The sequence below is a fragment of the Embleya sp. NPDC055664 genome (assembly GCF_053618075.1).
In genome coordinates, this window is sequence record NZ_JBSHGZ010000062.1 from 1 (window position 1) to 14,998 (window position 14,998).

The window sequence follows — 14,998 nt, forward strand, 5'->3', positions numbered from 1 at the left end:
CGCCCCGCCCTTTTCGCATATCACGCGGCGCCGGAATTGCCGAGAAGACCGTTCCGCCCCGACGGTTGAATTCCTGTGGCCGGGTGGCGGCCAAAACAAGCCGGGGACGCCGGGAAAACCGTCGGGAATCGACTGCGTCGCCACCCGACCGTCCCGGCGCGATACCGAGCCGCCCGGACGCACCCGGGCACGACGAGGGCGGCCCGCGTGTCCGGCCTCGCAGCACTCGTTCGGCCGACATCGGTGGATGTACGCCGGTCCCGGGCGGTGTCCCGCCTGCCCGGCTCTGCGGCCGGGCTCGCCGCCGCGGTGCGGGTGCGGCCGGCGAGCGGCGGTAGTTGCATGGACGACGGCCGATGATCCGACACCCAGGAGGTTGTCATGCACATCCTGCGAGCAGTGGAAAGCAAGGACACCCGCTGGTGGCACGCCGTCGCGCACTTCCGTACCGCCGCGTGCGGGGTCGGTCTGCCGGACCACACCACCGCGGCGGTCGACGACGCCCTGTCCGACCTCCTGTGCCCCGCGTGCATGTCGGCCATCGGCGGCAAGTCCGCCGTCACGACAGGCGAGCGCCCCACCCCCGACATCGCCCCAACCGACTGACGACCCCGACACCGCCGGAACGGGCCGGATCGGCGACCGAACAACCACGCCCGACCGGCAGAATCCGTGACGCCGTACACTTCCCCGTACATTTCACGTCCGGATCGCGAGAAGAGGTCGAGCAATGCCGGAGTTCGCGGACTTCGAGACCCCCGAAGGCCGGTCCCGGCAACCACCCGCCATGCCGATATCGGTGCGCCAGGCGACCGTGGCCGACGTCGAGCAATGCGCCGTCCTGGCCCGGCGGTACGCGGGCGACGGCGCCGGCGTGGGCGACTTCGAAGCCCTCGTTCGCGGGTGGTTGCGGCAGCCCACCGGGTGCTTTCCGGTCGCGATCGGCGCCGATCGCGGCGTGGTCGGGTACGGGCGCGTGGTCCGGCTGGACGCCGCGACCGCGCCGACCGGCTACTACCTGGCGGGCGTCGTGGTCGATCCCGACGCCCGCCGGCTCGGGGTGGGAATGAGTTTGACCCGATCCCGTCTGGACTGGATCGAAGCCCACGCCGCCGAGGCCCGGTACTTCTGCAACGCGCGGAACCGCGTCTCCATCGCACTGCACGCCCGCATGGGATTCCACGAGGAGACCCGAGACTTCGAGATCCCCGGAGTCACCTTCGAGGGCGGCGTGGGCATCCTGTTCCGCAAGGTGTTGCGAGACCGCGCGTAGCCGGCCGACGCATACCTCGCGACCGCCGTCGGTGGTCAGGCCCGCCGGTGGTGGTGCCGGTGGTGGTGCAGCTTTCGGGTGAGGGCAGTCGCCACGAGGACGGCGACGAGGATTCGGGCCGTGGGGTCGTCGACGGCCAGGCACAGTACGACGACCAGCAGGGCGGCCAAGGCGTACTTGCGGCCGCCTCGATGCCGGCCGGGAACGTGGTGGGACCGGGCCGGGTGTCGGGAGTCGGTGCGGTCCGGACGTTCGTCCCGCCGTCGGGTGGTCCGCGACGGCGGGGTAGGGCCTGGCCGCAGCGCGGGCAAGTCGGCCGTCGCCACGGACAGTTGAGTGGTCGTGGCGGCGGTGAGCACGTCGCTCAGTCGGGCCTCCAGGGTGTCCTTGTCCAGCGTGCCGAGGGCGTAGTGCTCGGCGAGCAGGTCCGCCGCGGCGTCGCGGTCGTCCTCGCGGACCGCGACGCCGATGTCGTATGTCATCGAGTGGCTCCCGTGCCGGTGATGTCCGAGTGCATGGCAACTCCTTTACGAATGACGTTCGTTACAACGAACGACGTTCCTTCATCTGCCAGTGTTCGGGTCAACTACGCTGATCGCAACCCTCGATCGACGCAGGACGGGCATCACATGGCGAAAACGTCGCGGACCGAGCCTCCCGCCAACGGCGACCGGCAACCGGAATCCGCCGGCGCGGACGTACCGGACCTGCCCGCGCCCCCGTGGCGGCGGCGTCGTGCGGGGCCGGTACGACCGCCGTTGAGCCGGGACTCGATCGTCGCCGCCGCGCTGACCGTGCTCGACGCCGGCGGGCTGGACGCGGTGAGCATGCGCCGGGTCGCGGAACAATTGCAGACCGGGCCGGCATCGTTGTACGTCCACGTTTCGGGCAAGGAGGAGTTGCTCGAACTGGTCCTGGACCACGTGCTCGGCGAGGTGCGGATCCCGATGCCGGACCCCGTTCGCTGGCAGGAGCAACTCAAGGACGTCGTCCTGGACTTCCGCCGCGTCCTGGCCTCGCACAACGACCTGGGTCGCGCGGCGCTGGCCGCGATCCCGTCGGGGCCCAACGCCCTGCGGATCAGCGAGGGGCTGCTGGCTGTCATGCGCGGCGGCGGCGTGCCGGAGCAGGCGAGTGCGTGGGTGCTGGACGTGCTTCAGCTCTACATATCGGCCGACGTGTTCGAGGCGGCGCTGTACCTGTCGCGCGCCGAGGAGGGCGAGAATCCGATGGCGATGGCGCAGGCGTATCTCGGCGAGGTGATCGCCGCGCTACCGCCGGAACGTTTCCCGACCCTGGTCGCGCTCATGCCGCACCTGATCAGCGGGGACCGCGAGGCCAGGATCGAATTCGGCCTCGACATCTTCATCCGGGGCCTGGCCGGCATTCCCCGACCGTGACCGGCGGGCAGGGGTGGGGTCGGGGAGGGCGTGAGGGGTTGGGGCCGGGTGGGCAGGGGTCGGGGGGCCGGAAGGTGGGGTCGGGATTCGGGGGACGGGGCTTTAGGTTGAGGGCGGTTCTGTTGTGATCCTCCGCCGGGGCCGGTGCCGGTGCCGGCTTGTCGCTGCGACGAGCGGAGTTCGGCGTGAGTGCCACATCCCCGCGTGCAAATGCCCCTTCCGATCGGCTCGTCGAGGCGCTTCGGGCGGCTCTGACGCAGAACGAACGGCTGCGTGCGCACAACGCGGAACTGACCGCCGCCGCCGGCGAGCCGATCGCGATTGTCGGGATGGGCTGCCGCCTGCCCGGGTCGGTGTCCTCCCCCCGGGACCTGTGGCGGGTGCTCGTCGACGGCGTCGACACCATCGGCGATCCGCCCGACGATCGCGGCTGGGAGCGGCAGTTGCTCGAATTCGCCGCGGCCGGGCTCGGCATCGGCCCGCACCTCCAGGGCGGATTCCTCGACCGCGCGGACCTCTTCGACGCCTCCGTCTTCGGCATCTCGCCCCGCGAGGCGCTGGCGATGGACCCCCAGCAACGACTGCTCCTGGAGACCTCCTGGGAGGTCCTGGAGAACGCCGGCATCGTGCCCGCCTCGCTCAAGCACAGCTCCACCGGCGTCTTCGTCGGCGCCACGGTCAGCAACTACGGCAACGGCGTCGCCGAGGTACCCGAGGGCGTGGCCACCTACCTGCTCAGCGGCGCGTCCAGCAGCGTGCTCTCGGGCCGGCTCTCCTACGTCTACGGCCTGGAGGGCCCCGCGGTCACGGTGGACACCGCCTGCTCCTCCTCGCTCGTGGCACTACACCTGGCGGTTCGGGCGCTGCGCTCCGGTGAATGTTCGCTGGCCCTGGCCGGCGGGGTGACCGTGATGGCCTCCCCCGCCATCTTCCACGGCTTCGGCGACCAGGCCCTGCTCGCCCCGAACAACCGCTGCAAACCCTTCGCCGCCGCGGCCGACGGGACCACGTGGGCAGAGGGCGCGGGCCTGTTGCTGGTGGAGCGGCTGTCGGACGCCCGCCGCAACGGCCGCCGGGTGCTGGCCGTGCTGCGCGGTTCGGCGGTCAACCAGGACGGCGCGTCGAACGGACTGACCGCGCCCAACGGCCCGTCCCAGCAGCGGGTGATCCAGGCCGCCCTCGCCGACGCCGGACTGACACCCGATCAGATCGACCTCGTCGAGGCACACGGCACCGGCACCACACTGGGCGACCCGATCGAGGCACAGGCCCTGCTGGCCACCTACGGGCAGGGACGCGATCCGCAACGGCCGTTGTGGCTCGGGTCGGTCAAGTCCAACATCGGCCACGCCCAGGGCGCGGCGGGGGTCGCCGGGGTGATCAAGGCCGTCCTGGCGCTGCGCCACGGGCAGGTACCGCGCACCCTGCACATCGACGCGCCCTCGCCGCACATCGACTGGTCGGCCGGCGACGTCCGGCTCGCCGACGAGGCCCACCCGTGGCCGCACACCGACCGGCCGCGCCGCGCCGCGGTTTCCTCGTTCGGGGTCAGCGGCACCAACGCGCACGTCGTGCTCGAACAGGCCGACCCCGCCGACGATCCGCCGCCGGCCGTATCCCGCGAGCGGCGGCCCGACGGTCCGCTGAACAGCGGGCCGGTGCCGTGGTTGTTGTCGGCGGCCACCCCGCAGGCGCTGCGGGCCCGCGCGGGGCAACTGGCCAAGTGGTGCGCGTGTGATCCCCGGCCGGACCCCGTCGCGGTCGGCGCCGCACTGGCCCGTCGCCGAGCCACGTTCGAGCACCGGGCGGTGGTCCTGGTCGACGACCTCGACGGGGCCTTCGAGCCGCTGCGCGCGCTCGAATCCGGCGCCGTGTCACCGCTGTTGGTCGAGGGGGCGGCCACCGTCCGCGGCAAGGTGGTCTTCGTCTTCCCCGGTCAGGGCTCCCAGTGGGCCGGGATGGCGACCCGACTGCGCGACGAATGTCCGGCGTTCGCCGCCCACTTGGTCGCGTGCGAGGAAGCCCTGGCACCGTGGCTGGACCGGCCGCTCGGTCGGATCCTGGACGACGAGGCCGCGCTCGCCCGGGTCGACCTCGTGCAGCCGGCGCTGTGGGCGGTCATGGTCTCCCTCGCCCGGCTGTGGCAGGACCACGGTGTGCGGCCGGCCGCCGTACTCGGCCACTCCCAGGGCGAGATCGCCGCGGCTTGCGTCGCCGGCGCGCTGTCCCTGGCCGACGGCGCCAAGGTCGTCGCGCTACGCAGCCGGGCCGTGGCCGCGCTGGCCGGTCGCGGCGCGATGGCCTCGGTCGCCCTGTCCGCCGACGAGGTCTCGGCCCGGATCGCCGACACCGGTACCGAACTGTCCGTCGCCGCCCACAACGGCCCTCGTTCCACCGTGGTTTCCGGCCTGCCGGACCGGCTCGACGCCTTCGTCCGGGCCTGCGAGGCCGACGGTGTGCGGGTGCGCCGCATCCCGGCCGACTACGCCTCGCACTCGCCACAGGTCGAGGCGGTCCGCGAGCAACTGATCGCCGAACTCGCGGACATCGCGCCCCGCGACGGCGAGGTGCCGATGTGGTCCACCGTCACCGGCGACTGGATCGACACCACACATCTGAACGCCGACTACTGGTATCGCAATCTGCGCCGGCCCGTGTTGCTGGAGCAGGGTGTGCGGGCACTGCTCCAGCAACACGGACACGGTGTGTTCGTCGAGATGGGGCCGCATCCGGTGCTCACGGCGGCCGTCGAGGAGTGCATCGAGAGCACCGAGGCGGATGCCGTCGCCGTCGCGACGCTGCGCCGCGACGACGATTCCCTGCTGCGGTTTCGTACCTCGTTGGCCGAGGCGGCGGTGCGTGGCACGCGGGTGGACCTCGGTCCGCTGTTCGCCGAAGTCGACACGGCGGACGTGGAGTTGCCCACCTACCCGTTCCAGGGCACCCGCTACTGGCTGCTGCCGGGCGGCCCGGCCGGCGAGCCGGCCGCACTCGGACTGGAGGCCGCCGAGCATGCGATCCTCGGTGCCGTGCTGGAGTCGGCCGAGCGCGACGAGATCGTCCTGACCGGCGCCGTCGGCGCCCTCGACCCGTGTGTGCGACCCGATCCGCGCGGCATCCCCACGCTCGGCGCGGGGACGTTGGCGGAGTTGGCGGTGCGCGCCGCCGACGAAGTGCGCGGCGCGGTGGCGGCGTTGACCCTGGACCGACCGTTGGTGGTGTCCCCGACGGGGGCCACCCGGATCCAGGTGACCGTCGCTGCCCGTACGCTCACCGTGCACGCCCGCCACCCCGACGTCGGGGACGGCCGCTGGGTCCGGTACGCCGGCGCCGTCCTCGCCGAACCGGCGCCGCCTCCGGTCGCGGCGGAGCACGAGTGGCCGCCGCGCGACGCCGACGCGCTCGTACCGCCCGACCTGGAGGGCGCGTCCGACGCGGCGGTGATCCGCGGGTTGTGGCGGCGCGGGGACGAGGTGTTCGCCGATGTGGCGCTCGACGCCGACGCCCGCGAGGTACGGGGCTACCGCATCCATCCCGCACTGCTCGACGCCGCGCTCCGGGCCTGGCGGCTCGCCCGACCGACCCCGGACGACGGCAGCGGCCACGACCTGCTGCCCACCTCGCTCGGGCGGGTCGCCGTACACGCCATCGGTGCCGACACCGCTCGCGTCAGCCTTCGTCCCGGCGCCGACGGCACGGTCACCGCGACGCTCGCCGACGCCGCCGGGCAACCCCTCGCCGACCTCGGCCCGGTGGCCTTCGAGCGGGTCGCCGCGGCCGATCCGGCGACGTCGCTCCCGCCCGACCTGCTGTTCGGCGTCGAGTGGGCACCGGTGACCGCGACACCGGACGACGCACCGACGGGGTGGGCGCTGCTCACCGAAGTCCCCGACCACGTCGGCCTGTCCGCCGCGCTGCGCACCGCCGGCGCCGAGGTTCGGGTACACCGCGACCAGGGCGAGCTGAGCGCCGCCGTCGCCGCGGGCGCCCCCGTCCCGGACGTCGTCGTCGTCCCGATCCCGACCGGCGACGGCGGCCCCGAGGCCACCACCCGCGCCGTCCTGGCGAGCGTACAGGCGTTCCTGCGCGACGACCGACTCGCCGACAGCCGGCTCGTGTTGCTCACCCGAACCGCGGTCGCCGTGCACACGGGCGAGATCCCGGACCCGGATCTCGCGCCCCTGTGGGGACTCGTCGGCTCAGCCGCCGCGGAGCACCCCGGGCGCCTGCTGCTGCTCGACGGCGACGCGAACACCGACGCCGACCCCGCCGCCGCGCTCCCCGCCGATCTGCTCCGCACCGCCCTGGCCGTCGACGAACCCCGGCTGGTCGTCCGCGACGGCACGCTTCGCGCGCCCCGGCTCGGTCGGGCCGCCACGGCACCCGCGCCCGAAGACACCCCGCTCGACCCGAACGGCACCGTGCTGATCACCGGGGGCACCGGCACCCTCGGCGGACTCGTGGCCCGCCACCTGGTGTCCCGACACGGCATCCGGCACCTGGCCCTGCTCAGCCGACGCGGCCCGAACGCCCCCGGCGCCGACGAACTGGCGGCCACGCTGCGCGAGTCCGGCGCCCACGTCACCATCGCCGCGTGCGACGCCGCCGACCGGGACGCGCTCGCCGCCGTCCTGGCCGCCATCCCCGCCGAGCACCCCCTCACCGCCGTCGTGCACACCGCGGCGGCCGTCGACGACACCGTCGTGGACGCGCTGACCCCCGAGCGCCTGGCCGCCGTCTTCCGCCCCAAGGTGGACGCCGCCGTGCACCTCGACGAACTCACCCGCGACGCGCCCCTGGCCGCGTTCGTGCTCTACTCCTCGGCCGCCGGCGTACTCGGCACCCCCGGGCAGGCCAACTACGCCGCCGCCAACACCTTCCTGGACGCCCTGGCCGCCCGCCGCCGCGCGCACGGCCTGCCCGCCACCTCGCTGGCCTGGGGCCCGTGGGCGGAGCTGAGCGAGTTGACCCGCCGCATGTCGAGCGCCGACCGGGAGCGCATGGCCGATGCCGGGGTCCTGGCCCTGTCGACCGCGGAGGGCATGGCCGTCGTCGACGCCGCGCTGCGCACCGACACCGCGCTGTTCGTACCGCTGCGGATCAACCTCGACACCTTCGCCCGCCGACTCGCCGGCAGCGCCCCGCCGCCGCTGTACCGCGGCCTGATCCGCGCCCCGCTGCGCCGAGCCGTCGGCGCGGGCACGGGCGTGAGCGACGGCGGGGACCTCACCGCCCGACTGGCCGCCGAGCCGCCCGCCGAGCGCACCCGGATCCTGCTCGACCTCGTCCGCGCCCAGGCCGCCGCCGTCCTCGGCCACGCCGACGGCGACGCGGTCGGCCCGGGGCGGCCCTTCCGCGAACTGGGCTTCGACTCGCTCAACGCCGTCGACCTGCGCAACCGGCTGGCCGCCGGTACCGGACTGCGCCTGCCGGTCGGCCTGATCTACGACCACCCCACCCCCGGCGCCGTCGCCCGACACCTGCGCACCCGACTCACCGGGGATACGGACGAACCCGCCCCTGTCGGCGCCGCGCGCCGTCGCGCCGAGCCGGTCGGCGAGGACGATCCGGTGGTCGTCGTCGGGATGAGCTGCCGACTCCCCGGCGGCATCGAATCACCGGAAGCGCTCTGGGAGTTGCTGGCGGCCGGCGGCGACGCGATCGGGCCCGCACCGGACGACCGCGGCTGGAATCGGGACCGGTTCGCCGCCCTGATCAACGCCATGCCCGGCGTCGGCCTGCTGCCCGAGGGCGGGTTCATCACCGGCGCCTCGGGCTTCGACCCGGCGTTCTTCGACATCGGGCCGGACGAGGCGTTGGTGATCGACCCCCAGCAGCGGTTGTTGTTGGAACTGGCGTGGGAGGCGTGGGAGCGCGCGGGGCAAGACCCCCGGCGGGTGGACGCCGGCCGCGTCGGCGCCTACCTGGGCACCTTCTACCAGAACTATGTCTCCGACCCGGGGGCGGTTCCGCCGGCGAGCCTGCCCTATGTGTCCTCCGGCTCCGGCCCGACGTTCGCCTGCGCCCGGGTGGCCTACACGTTCGGTCTGGAGGGGCCCACGCTCACCGTCGACACCGGATGTTCGTCCTCCGGTGTCGCCCTGCACCTGGCCTGCCAGGCGCTGCGGCGCGGCGAGTGTGACTCCGCGGTGGTCGGCGGGGTGACCGTACTGGCCTTCCCGGCCGCCTTCGACAACCTCGGCGGCATCGCGCCCGACGGCCGGTGCAAGTCGTTCTCGGCCGCCGCCGACGGCACCGGGTGGGGCGAGGGCGCCGGCGTACTGATCGTCGAACGCCGCTCCGAGGCCCGCCGCCGTGGGCACCCGGAACTCGCGGTGATCCGCGGCTCGGCGCTGAACCACAACGGCGCCGGCAACGGGCTGACCGCACCGCACGGCCCGTCGCAGAGCCGGGTAATGCAACTGGCGCTCGCCGAGGCGGGACTCGGCCCGGCCGACATCGACGTGATCGAGGCGCACGGCACCGGTACGCCGCTCGGCGACGCCGTCGAGGCCGAGGCGATCATCGACGCGTACGGCCGGCACCGTCCCGCCGACCGGCCCCTGTGGGTGGGCAGCGTCAAGGCCAACATCGGCCACCCCCACGCCGCGTCGGGGGTGGTCGGCGTGATCAAGACGATCCTGGCGATGCGACACGGCGTCGTACCCGAGGCGTTGCACGCCGCCGAACCGCTGCCCGACATCGATTGGGAGCACAGCGGCATCGCGCTGCCCCACCGGGCGATGCCCTGGCCGGAGACCGGACGGCCGCGCCGCGCCGGGGTATCGTCGTTCGGCGGCAACGGCACCAAGGTGCACTTCATCCTGGAGCAGCCGCCCGAGGAGCCCACGACGCCGGTACCCGACGCCGGATCGTCCTCGCCGCCGTGCCTGCTGTCGGCCCGCACCGCACCCGCGCTCGCCGCACAGGCCCGCCGGCTGCGCGAGCACCTGGCGTCCGGCCCGGACACCGTCACCCCGGCCGAGGTGGCCCGGTCGCTGGCCACCACCCGAACCGTGTTCGAGCAACGCGCCGCGATCCCGGTGACCGAGCGGGCCGAACTCCTCGACGCCCTGGCCGCGTTGGCCGCCGGCACCGCGCATCCCGCCGTGCTTACCGGCCGGGCCGCCGGCGACGACGCCCGCCTGGTGGCACTGCTGCCCGGCGCCGAGGAACGCTCCGCCGCCGCCGAGGCCGAGTTCTACGCGGCGTTCCCGGCCTACGCGCACGCCTGGGACGAGGCCGCCCACGCCCTCGCCCCCCACCTGGATCGACCGCTGCCCACACCGGGCAAGGACGCCGAACCACACGCCGGCGCCGCCGCGTTCGCGGCACATGTCGCCGCGTACCGGCTCCTGGAGGGCCTGGGACTGCGCCCGGACGCCATCTCCGGGCGCGGCGCGGGCCGGCTCGCCGCCGCCCATCTCGGCGGCATCCTGACCCTGCGTCAGGCCGCCGCCGTGGCCGCCCGGGGCAGCGCCGACCCGAACGACCGCGCGGTCGCGCCACCGCGCGTTCCGGTCCTGGCGGCGGACGGCGGCACGCGGATCGACGCCGCCGCGCTGCTCGCCGGTGCGGTCGGCGGCGCAGGCGTGGTGGGCAGCGCCGGCGCCTCGGGCGAGGGGTCCGACGCCGCGACCGGGACACTCGACACCGACCTCGTCGTGGTGCTCGGCGCCCCCGGCCGGGACCGGCCGGGCACGGTGTACCTGCTGTCGGACACACTGCCCGCTTCTCGTGCGGCGGCGTTGGCGGTGGCCCGGTTGTACACGGCCGGCGCCGCCCCGGACCCCGCCGCGCTGTTCCGGGACGTACCCGCCCGCCGGATCGACCTGCCGACCTACCCGTTCCAACGCGAGCCGTACTGGCTGGGCGCATCCGGGTGACGTCGCGCCGTACTCCGCCCGCGCTCGCGGGATGACGACCCGGCGGGGCCGACCCCGAGAGGCCGGCCCCGCCGTCAGACCTCGTCGAGGCCGTCGAGGGCGAGGCGCACGAGTTCGTCGGCGTCCATCTCTGCGATCGACGCCACCGCCTCCTCGGTGCGGTCGTGGGCGGGCGTGCCGCCGACGCCCGATGGGTCCGGCGCCGCCGGGCCGGAAGGCGGCGCCTCGGCCGGTTCGGGAGCCAGATCCGCAAGCAGCCGACGCGCCAGGTCGACGGACGTGGGGTAGTCGAAGACCAGCGTCGCGGGCAGCCGCAGTCCGGTGTCGGCGGTGAGGCGGTTGCGCAGTTCCACGGCGGTGACGGACTCGAAGCCGAGGTCGCGGAAGGCCCGGTCCGGATCCACCGCGCCCGCCGACCCGTGGCCCAGGACCGCGGCGGCCTGCGCGCGGACCAGGTCGACGAGGACGTCCTCGCGGTCCGCCGCGGACAGTCCGGACAACCGCCGCCCGAGCGAGGGCCCCGAGCCCGTCGCGTCGTCGACCGCCACCCTCCGAGCCGGTCCCCGGGCGGGGCCACGCTGCACATCGGCGCCGATCGCCCGTTGGACCCGGACCCGGCGCAGTTCGACGGACTCGGCACGCAACACCGGAGCACCCGTGGCGTCGGCCACCAGCACGGTGACCGCGTCCGCGCCCCGAGGCACGAGCCGCACCCGCAGCCGCCGCGCTCCCGAGGCGTGCAGCGAGACGCCGTGCCAGACCCACGGCAGCAAAACCCCGTCGTGCGCATCACCCGAGTCGGCCCGGTCGTACGCCTGGAGCGCGAGGTCGAGCAGCACCGGATGCAGGCCGTAGCGCCCGGCCTCGGCGCGCTCCCGCTCTCCCAGCGCGACCTCCGCGTACACCTCCTCGCCCACCCGCCAGACCTGCTCCGGGCCCTGGAAGGCAGGCCCGTACGCCCAGCCGACGGCCCGAGCCCGGTCCCGGACGGCATCGGTGTCCACCGCGACGGCACCGGCCGGCGGCCAGGTGGTGAGGTCGAAGTCCGCGGCGGCGCCGCGCGGATCGAGTACGGCGGAGGCATGGAGCTGCCAACCCCCCTCGTCCGCGGACCCGTTGCCCACCGGGCGGGAGTGCACGGTGAGTTCGCGACGGCCGGTGTCGTCCGCCGGGCCCACCACGACCTGTAGCCGTACACCACCCGTCGGCGGCAGGATCAGCGGTGCGTCGAGGTCGAGGTCGTCGACGCGGCCACAGCCCACCTCGTCGGCCGCCCGGATCGCCAGCTCCACCAGGGCCGTTGCGGGCAGCACGGCGGTGTCGCCGACGGCGTGTTCCGCAACCCAGGGGTGCGTACGCGCCGAGATCGACCCGGTCAGCACCGACCGGCCGAGGTCGGACAAGGTGGTGCCGGCGCGCAGCAGCGGATGGTCGACGGGGGCGAGCCCGACCTCGTCCGCGCCGGCCCGGCCGCCGCCGGGCTCCAGCCAGTAGTGCCGGTGTCGGAACGCATAGGTCGGCAGCGGCACCCGCCGGCCGAAGTCGGCGCCCAGGACCGCGTTCCACGCGACCGGCAGCCCGTGCACGTGGGCTTCGGCGAGCGAGCCGAGGAATCGGGCCATGTCCGACCGGCCGTGGCGCAGTGTGCCGAGCACGACGGCGGTGCGGTCCGTTGCGTCCAGCATCTGCTCGACGACCGGGACCAACAGGGGATTCGGGCTGATCTCGACGAAGGCGGTGTGTCCGGCGTCGACCAGGTTGCGCACGGTCTCCTCGAAGCGCACGGTCTGCCGCAGGTTGCGGTACCAGTAGTCGGCGTCGAGGTCGGTGGTGTCGTGCCGGCCGGCGGTGACCGTCGAGTGGAACGGGATGCGGGCCGGGCGCGGTTGGATCCCGGCGAGGACATCGACCAGCCGATCGCGGATCTCCTCCACCTGGGGGCTGTGCGAGGCGTAGGTGGTGGGAATGCGCCAGTGGCGGATGCCCTCGGCCGTGTATTCCGCGGAGAGTTCGGCCAGGGCGGCGGTGTCGCCGGAGACCCCGGTGGAGACGGGGCCGTTGAGCACGGCGATCGACAACCGGCCGGGCCACCGTGCCAACCGTGTGGCGACCCGGGCGGCGGGTTCACCGACGGAGAGCACGCCGCCGCGGCCGGCCAGTGCCGCGACGGTTCGGCTGCGCAGGGCGACGATCTTCGCGGAGTCGGCCAGGGTCAGGGCGCCCGCGATATAGGCGGCGGCGATCTCCCCCTGCGAGTGGCCCACCACGGCGGCGGGTTCGACACCGCAGGCGCGCCACAGTTCGGCCAGGGCGATCATCACCGCCCACAACACCACCGGCAGTACGTCGATGCGGGTCAACCACTCCTGCGCGGTGTCGGCGTCGGCGCGCAACCACTCTTCGAGGGAGCAGTCCACGTGCGGGGCGAGGGCCTGCTGACACGCCGCGATCTGCGCGGCGAACACCGGTGCGTGGTCCAGCAGTTCGGCCGCCATCCGGACCCACTCGGAGCCTTGGCCGGGGAAGACGAACACGACACGTTCGCCGTATCGGGCCTGGCCCCGGGTCACCGCGGCGGTCGGGGTGCCGGCGGCGAGGCCCGCCAGCGCCTTCCGGAGTCGGTCGCGGTCGCCGACCCGGATCACGGCGCGGTGGTCCAGGGCGGATCGGGTGACGTGCAGGGAGTGGGCTAGGTCGGCCGGCGTGGCGTCCCGGCCGACGTCGGTGTCCAGGTGGGCGGCCAGCCGCGCGGCTTGGGCCCGCAGGCCCTCGGGGCTGTCCGCGGACAGGACGAACGGCAGCACGGCGGGGTCGGTCAACACCGGTGCGCCGGACCTCTTTTCCCCGTCGGCGACCGGGGCCGCCTCGGGGGCCTGTTCGAGGATCAGATGCGCATTGGTACCACTGATCCCGAAGGACGACACGCCGGCGCGGCGCGGTGTTCCGTCGCCGGGCCAACTCCTGGCCTCGGCGAGTACTTCGACGGCGCCCGCGGTCCAGTCGACGTGCGGGGTCGGCGCATCCACGTGCAACGTCCCGGGCAGCACGCCGTGGCGCATCGCCATCACCATCTTGATGACCCCGGCGGCGCCCGCGGCGGCGGCGGTGTGCCCGATGTTGGATTTCACCGAGCCGATCCACAGCGGCCGTTCGGGGTCCCGGCCGCCGCCGTACGTGGCGATCAGCGCCCGGGCCTCGATCGGGTCGCCGAGCCGGGTGCCGGTACCGTGCGCCTCCACCGCGTCGATGTCGGCGGGGGCCAGGCCCGCGTTCGCCAACGCCCCCTCGATCACTCGTCGTTGCGCGGGGCCGTTGGGGGCGGTGAGGCCGTTGCTCGCGCCGTCCTGGTTGACCGCGCTGCCGCGCACCACGGCCAGTACCGGGTGCCCCCTGCGCCGCGCGTCGCTCAGCCGTTCGACCAGGAGCATCCCGACCCCCTCGGCCCACCCGGTACCGTCGGCCGCGGCGGCGAACGACTTGCACCGGCCGTCGGCGGACAACACGCCCTGCCGGCTGAACTCGACGAAGACGGCCGGGTTCACGATCACGCTCGCGCCGCCCGCGAGGGCCATCGTGCACTCGCCGCCGCGCAGCGCCTGCACGGCGAGGTGCAGCGCCACCAGCGCGGACGAACACGCGGTGTCCACGGTCACCGACGGGCCTTCGAGGCCGAGCACGTAGGACACCCGGCCCGACATCGCGCTGCCGACCCCGCCGGTGAGCGCATATCCCTCGACCCCGTCCGGCAGGCGCTCGACCCCGAAGCCGTAGCCGCTGGGGGTGCCGCCGACGAAGACTCCGGTCGAACTGCCTTTCAGGGCACGCCGATCGATCCCGGCCCGTTCGAACGCCTCCCAGGAGGTCTCCAGGAGCAGCCGCTGCTGCGGGTCCATGACCAGCGCCTCGTGCGGCGAGATCCCGAAGAAGCCGGCGTCGAACTCGCCCGCGCCGGCCAGGAATCCGCCCTCGCGCGTATAACTGGTGCCCCGGTGTTCGGGATCGGGGTGGTAAAGCTCGTCCACCGCCCAGCCCCGATCGTTCGGGAAGCCGCTCACCGCGTCCACCCCGTCGGCGACCAGCCGCCACAGGTCCTCGGGCGAGCGCACGCCGCCGGGGTAGCGGCAGGCCATGCCGATCACGGCGATCGGCTCGGGTGGTCGCTCCAACTCGGCGATGCGGGCGCGGGCCCGCTGGAGGTCGACGGTCGCGCGCTTGAGGTAGTCCCGAAGTCGGTCTTCGCCGCCGCTCATGAGTGGTCACCTTTCGGGGTCTGCCCGGGGGCTTCGAGATGGTGGTCGAGCAGCGCGAACAGTTCGTCGTCGGAGGCGTCCTCGACTCCGGCTCCGTCGGGGGTCGCGGTGTCGTCCCGATCGAGGGCGCCGAGCCGTTCGACGAAACGCCGCATGCGCAGCACGACCCGGGCCCGGACCTGCGGGTCC

At 74.2% G+C, this 14,998-nt stretch carries 5 protein-coding genes and 3 pseudogenes; 4 read left to right on the forward strand and 4 right to left on the reverse strand.

Going from position 1 to position 14,998, the window contains the following annotated elements; all coding sequences use genetic code 11:
• The first annotated feature begins 381 nt into the window (after positions 1-381).
• Positions 382-606, forward strand: a complete 225-nt coding sequence (locus tag ACWGR4_RS46535) for a hypothetical protein (protein ID WP_380002275.1) — start codon at positions 382-384, stop codon at positions 604-606.
• A 124-nt stretch (positions 607-730) separates the two neighbouring features.
• Entirely contained in the window at positions 731-1,273 is a 543-nt protein-coding gene (locus tag ACWGR4_RS46540) for an N-acetyltransferase family protein (RefSeq protein ID WP_452133140.1), read from the forward strand.
• 35 nt (positions 1,274-1,308) lie between these two features.
• Here ACWGR4_RS46540 and ACWGR4_RS46545 read toward each other — a convergent pair whose 3' ends face one another.
• The gene (locus ACWGR4_RS46545; protein WP_380002277.1) at positions 1,309-1,755 is read right to left on the reverse strand and encodes a DUF1707 SHOCT-like domain-containing protein; all 447 of its coding nucleotides are present in this window, start codon (positions 1,753-1,755) and stop codon (positions 1,309-1,311) included.
• A 147-nt stretch (positions 1,756-1,902) separates the two neighbouring features.
• Here ACWGR4_RS46545 and ACWGR4_RS46550 point away from each other — a divergent pair, with 147 nt between their 5' ends.
• Positions 1,903-2,673, forward strand: a complete 771-nt coding sequence (locus tag ACWGR4_RS46550; RefSeq protein WP_452133141.1) for a TetR/AcrR family transcriptional regulator — start codon at positions 1,903-1,905, stop codon at positions 2,671-2,673.
• Between the two features lie 248 nt (positions 2,674-2,921).
• A pseudogene (locus ACWGR4_RS46555) lies at positions 2,922-10,559 on the forward strand (SDR family NAD(P)-dependent oxidoreductase); the annotation flags it as partial.
• A gap of 74 nt (positions 10,560-10,633) precedes the next feature.
• Here ACWGR4_RS46555 and ACWGR4_RS46560 read toward each other — a convergent pair.
• The 3 genes and pseudogenes from ACWGR4_RS46560 to ACWGR4_RS46570 form a co-directional block, all read right to left on the reverse strand.
• Positions 10,634-11,143, reverse strand: coding sequence for an acyl carrier protein (locus tag ACWGR4_RS46560; protein ID WP_452134334.1), 510 nt, complete (start codon positions 11,141-11,143; stop codon positions 10,634-10,636).
• A gap of 30 nt (positions 11,144-11,173) precedes the next feature.
• Positions 11,174-11,596: pseudogene (locus tag ACWGR4_RS46565) on the reverse strand (polyketide synthase dehydratase domain-containing protein); the annotation flags it as partial.
• Positions 11,597-11,626: 30 nt separating this feature from the next.
• Positions 11,627-14,973 (reverse strand): annotated as a pseudogene (locus tag ACWGR4_RS46570) (type I polyketide synthase); the annotation flags it as partial.
• Positions 14,974-14,998 lie beyond the last annotated feature (25 nt).

Bases quoted from the DNA above. Each gene is read 5' to 3' on its own strand.
- ACWGR4_RS46550 (WP_452133141.1), top strand. From the start codon at position 1,903: ATGGCGAAAACGTCGCGGACCGAGCCTCCCGCCAACGGCGACCGGCAA.
- ACWGR4_RS46540 (WP_452133140.1), top strand. From the start codon at position 731: ATGCCGGAGTTCGCGGACTTCGAGACCCCCGAAGGCCGGTCCCGGCAA.
- ACWGR4_RS46545 (WP_380002277.1), bottom strand. From the start codon at position 1,755: ATGACATACGACATCGGCGTCGCGGTCCGCGAGGACGACCGCGACGCC.
- ACWGR4_RS46535 (WP_380002275.1), top strand. From the start codon at position 382: ATGCACATCCTGCGAGCAGTGGAAAGCAAGGACACCCGCTGGTGGCAC.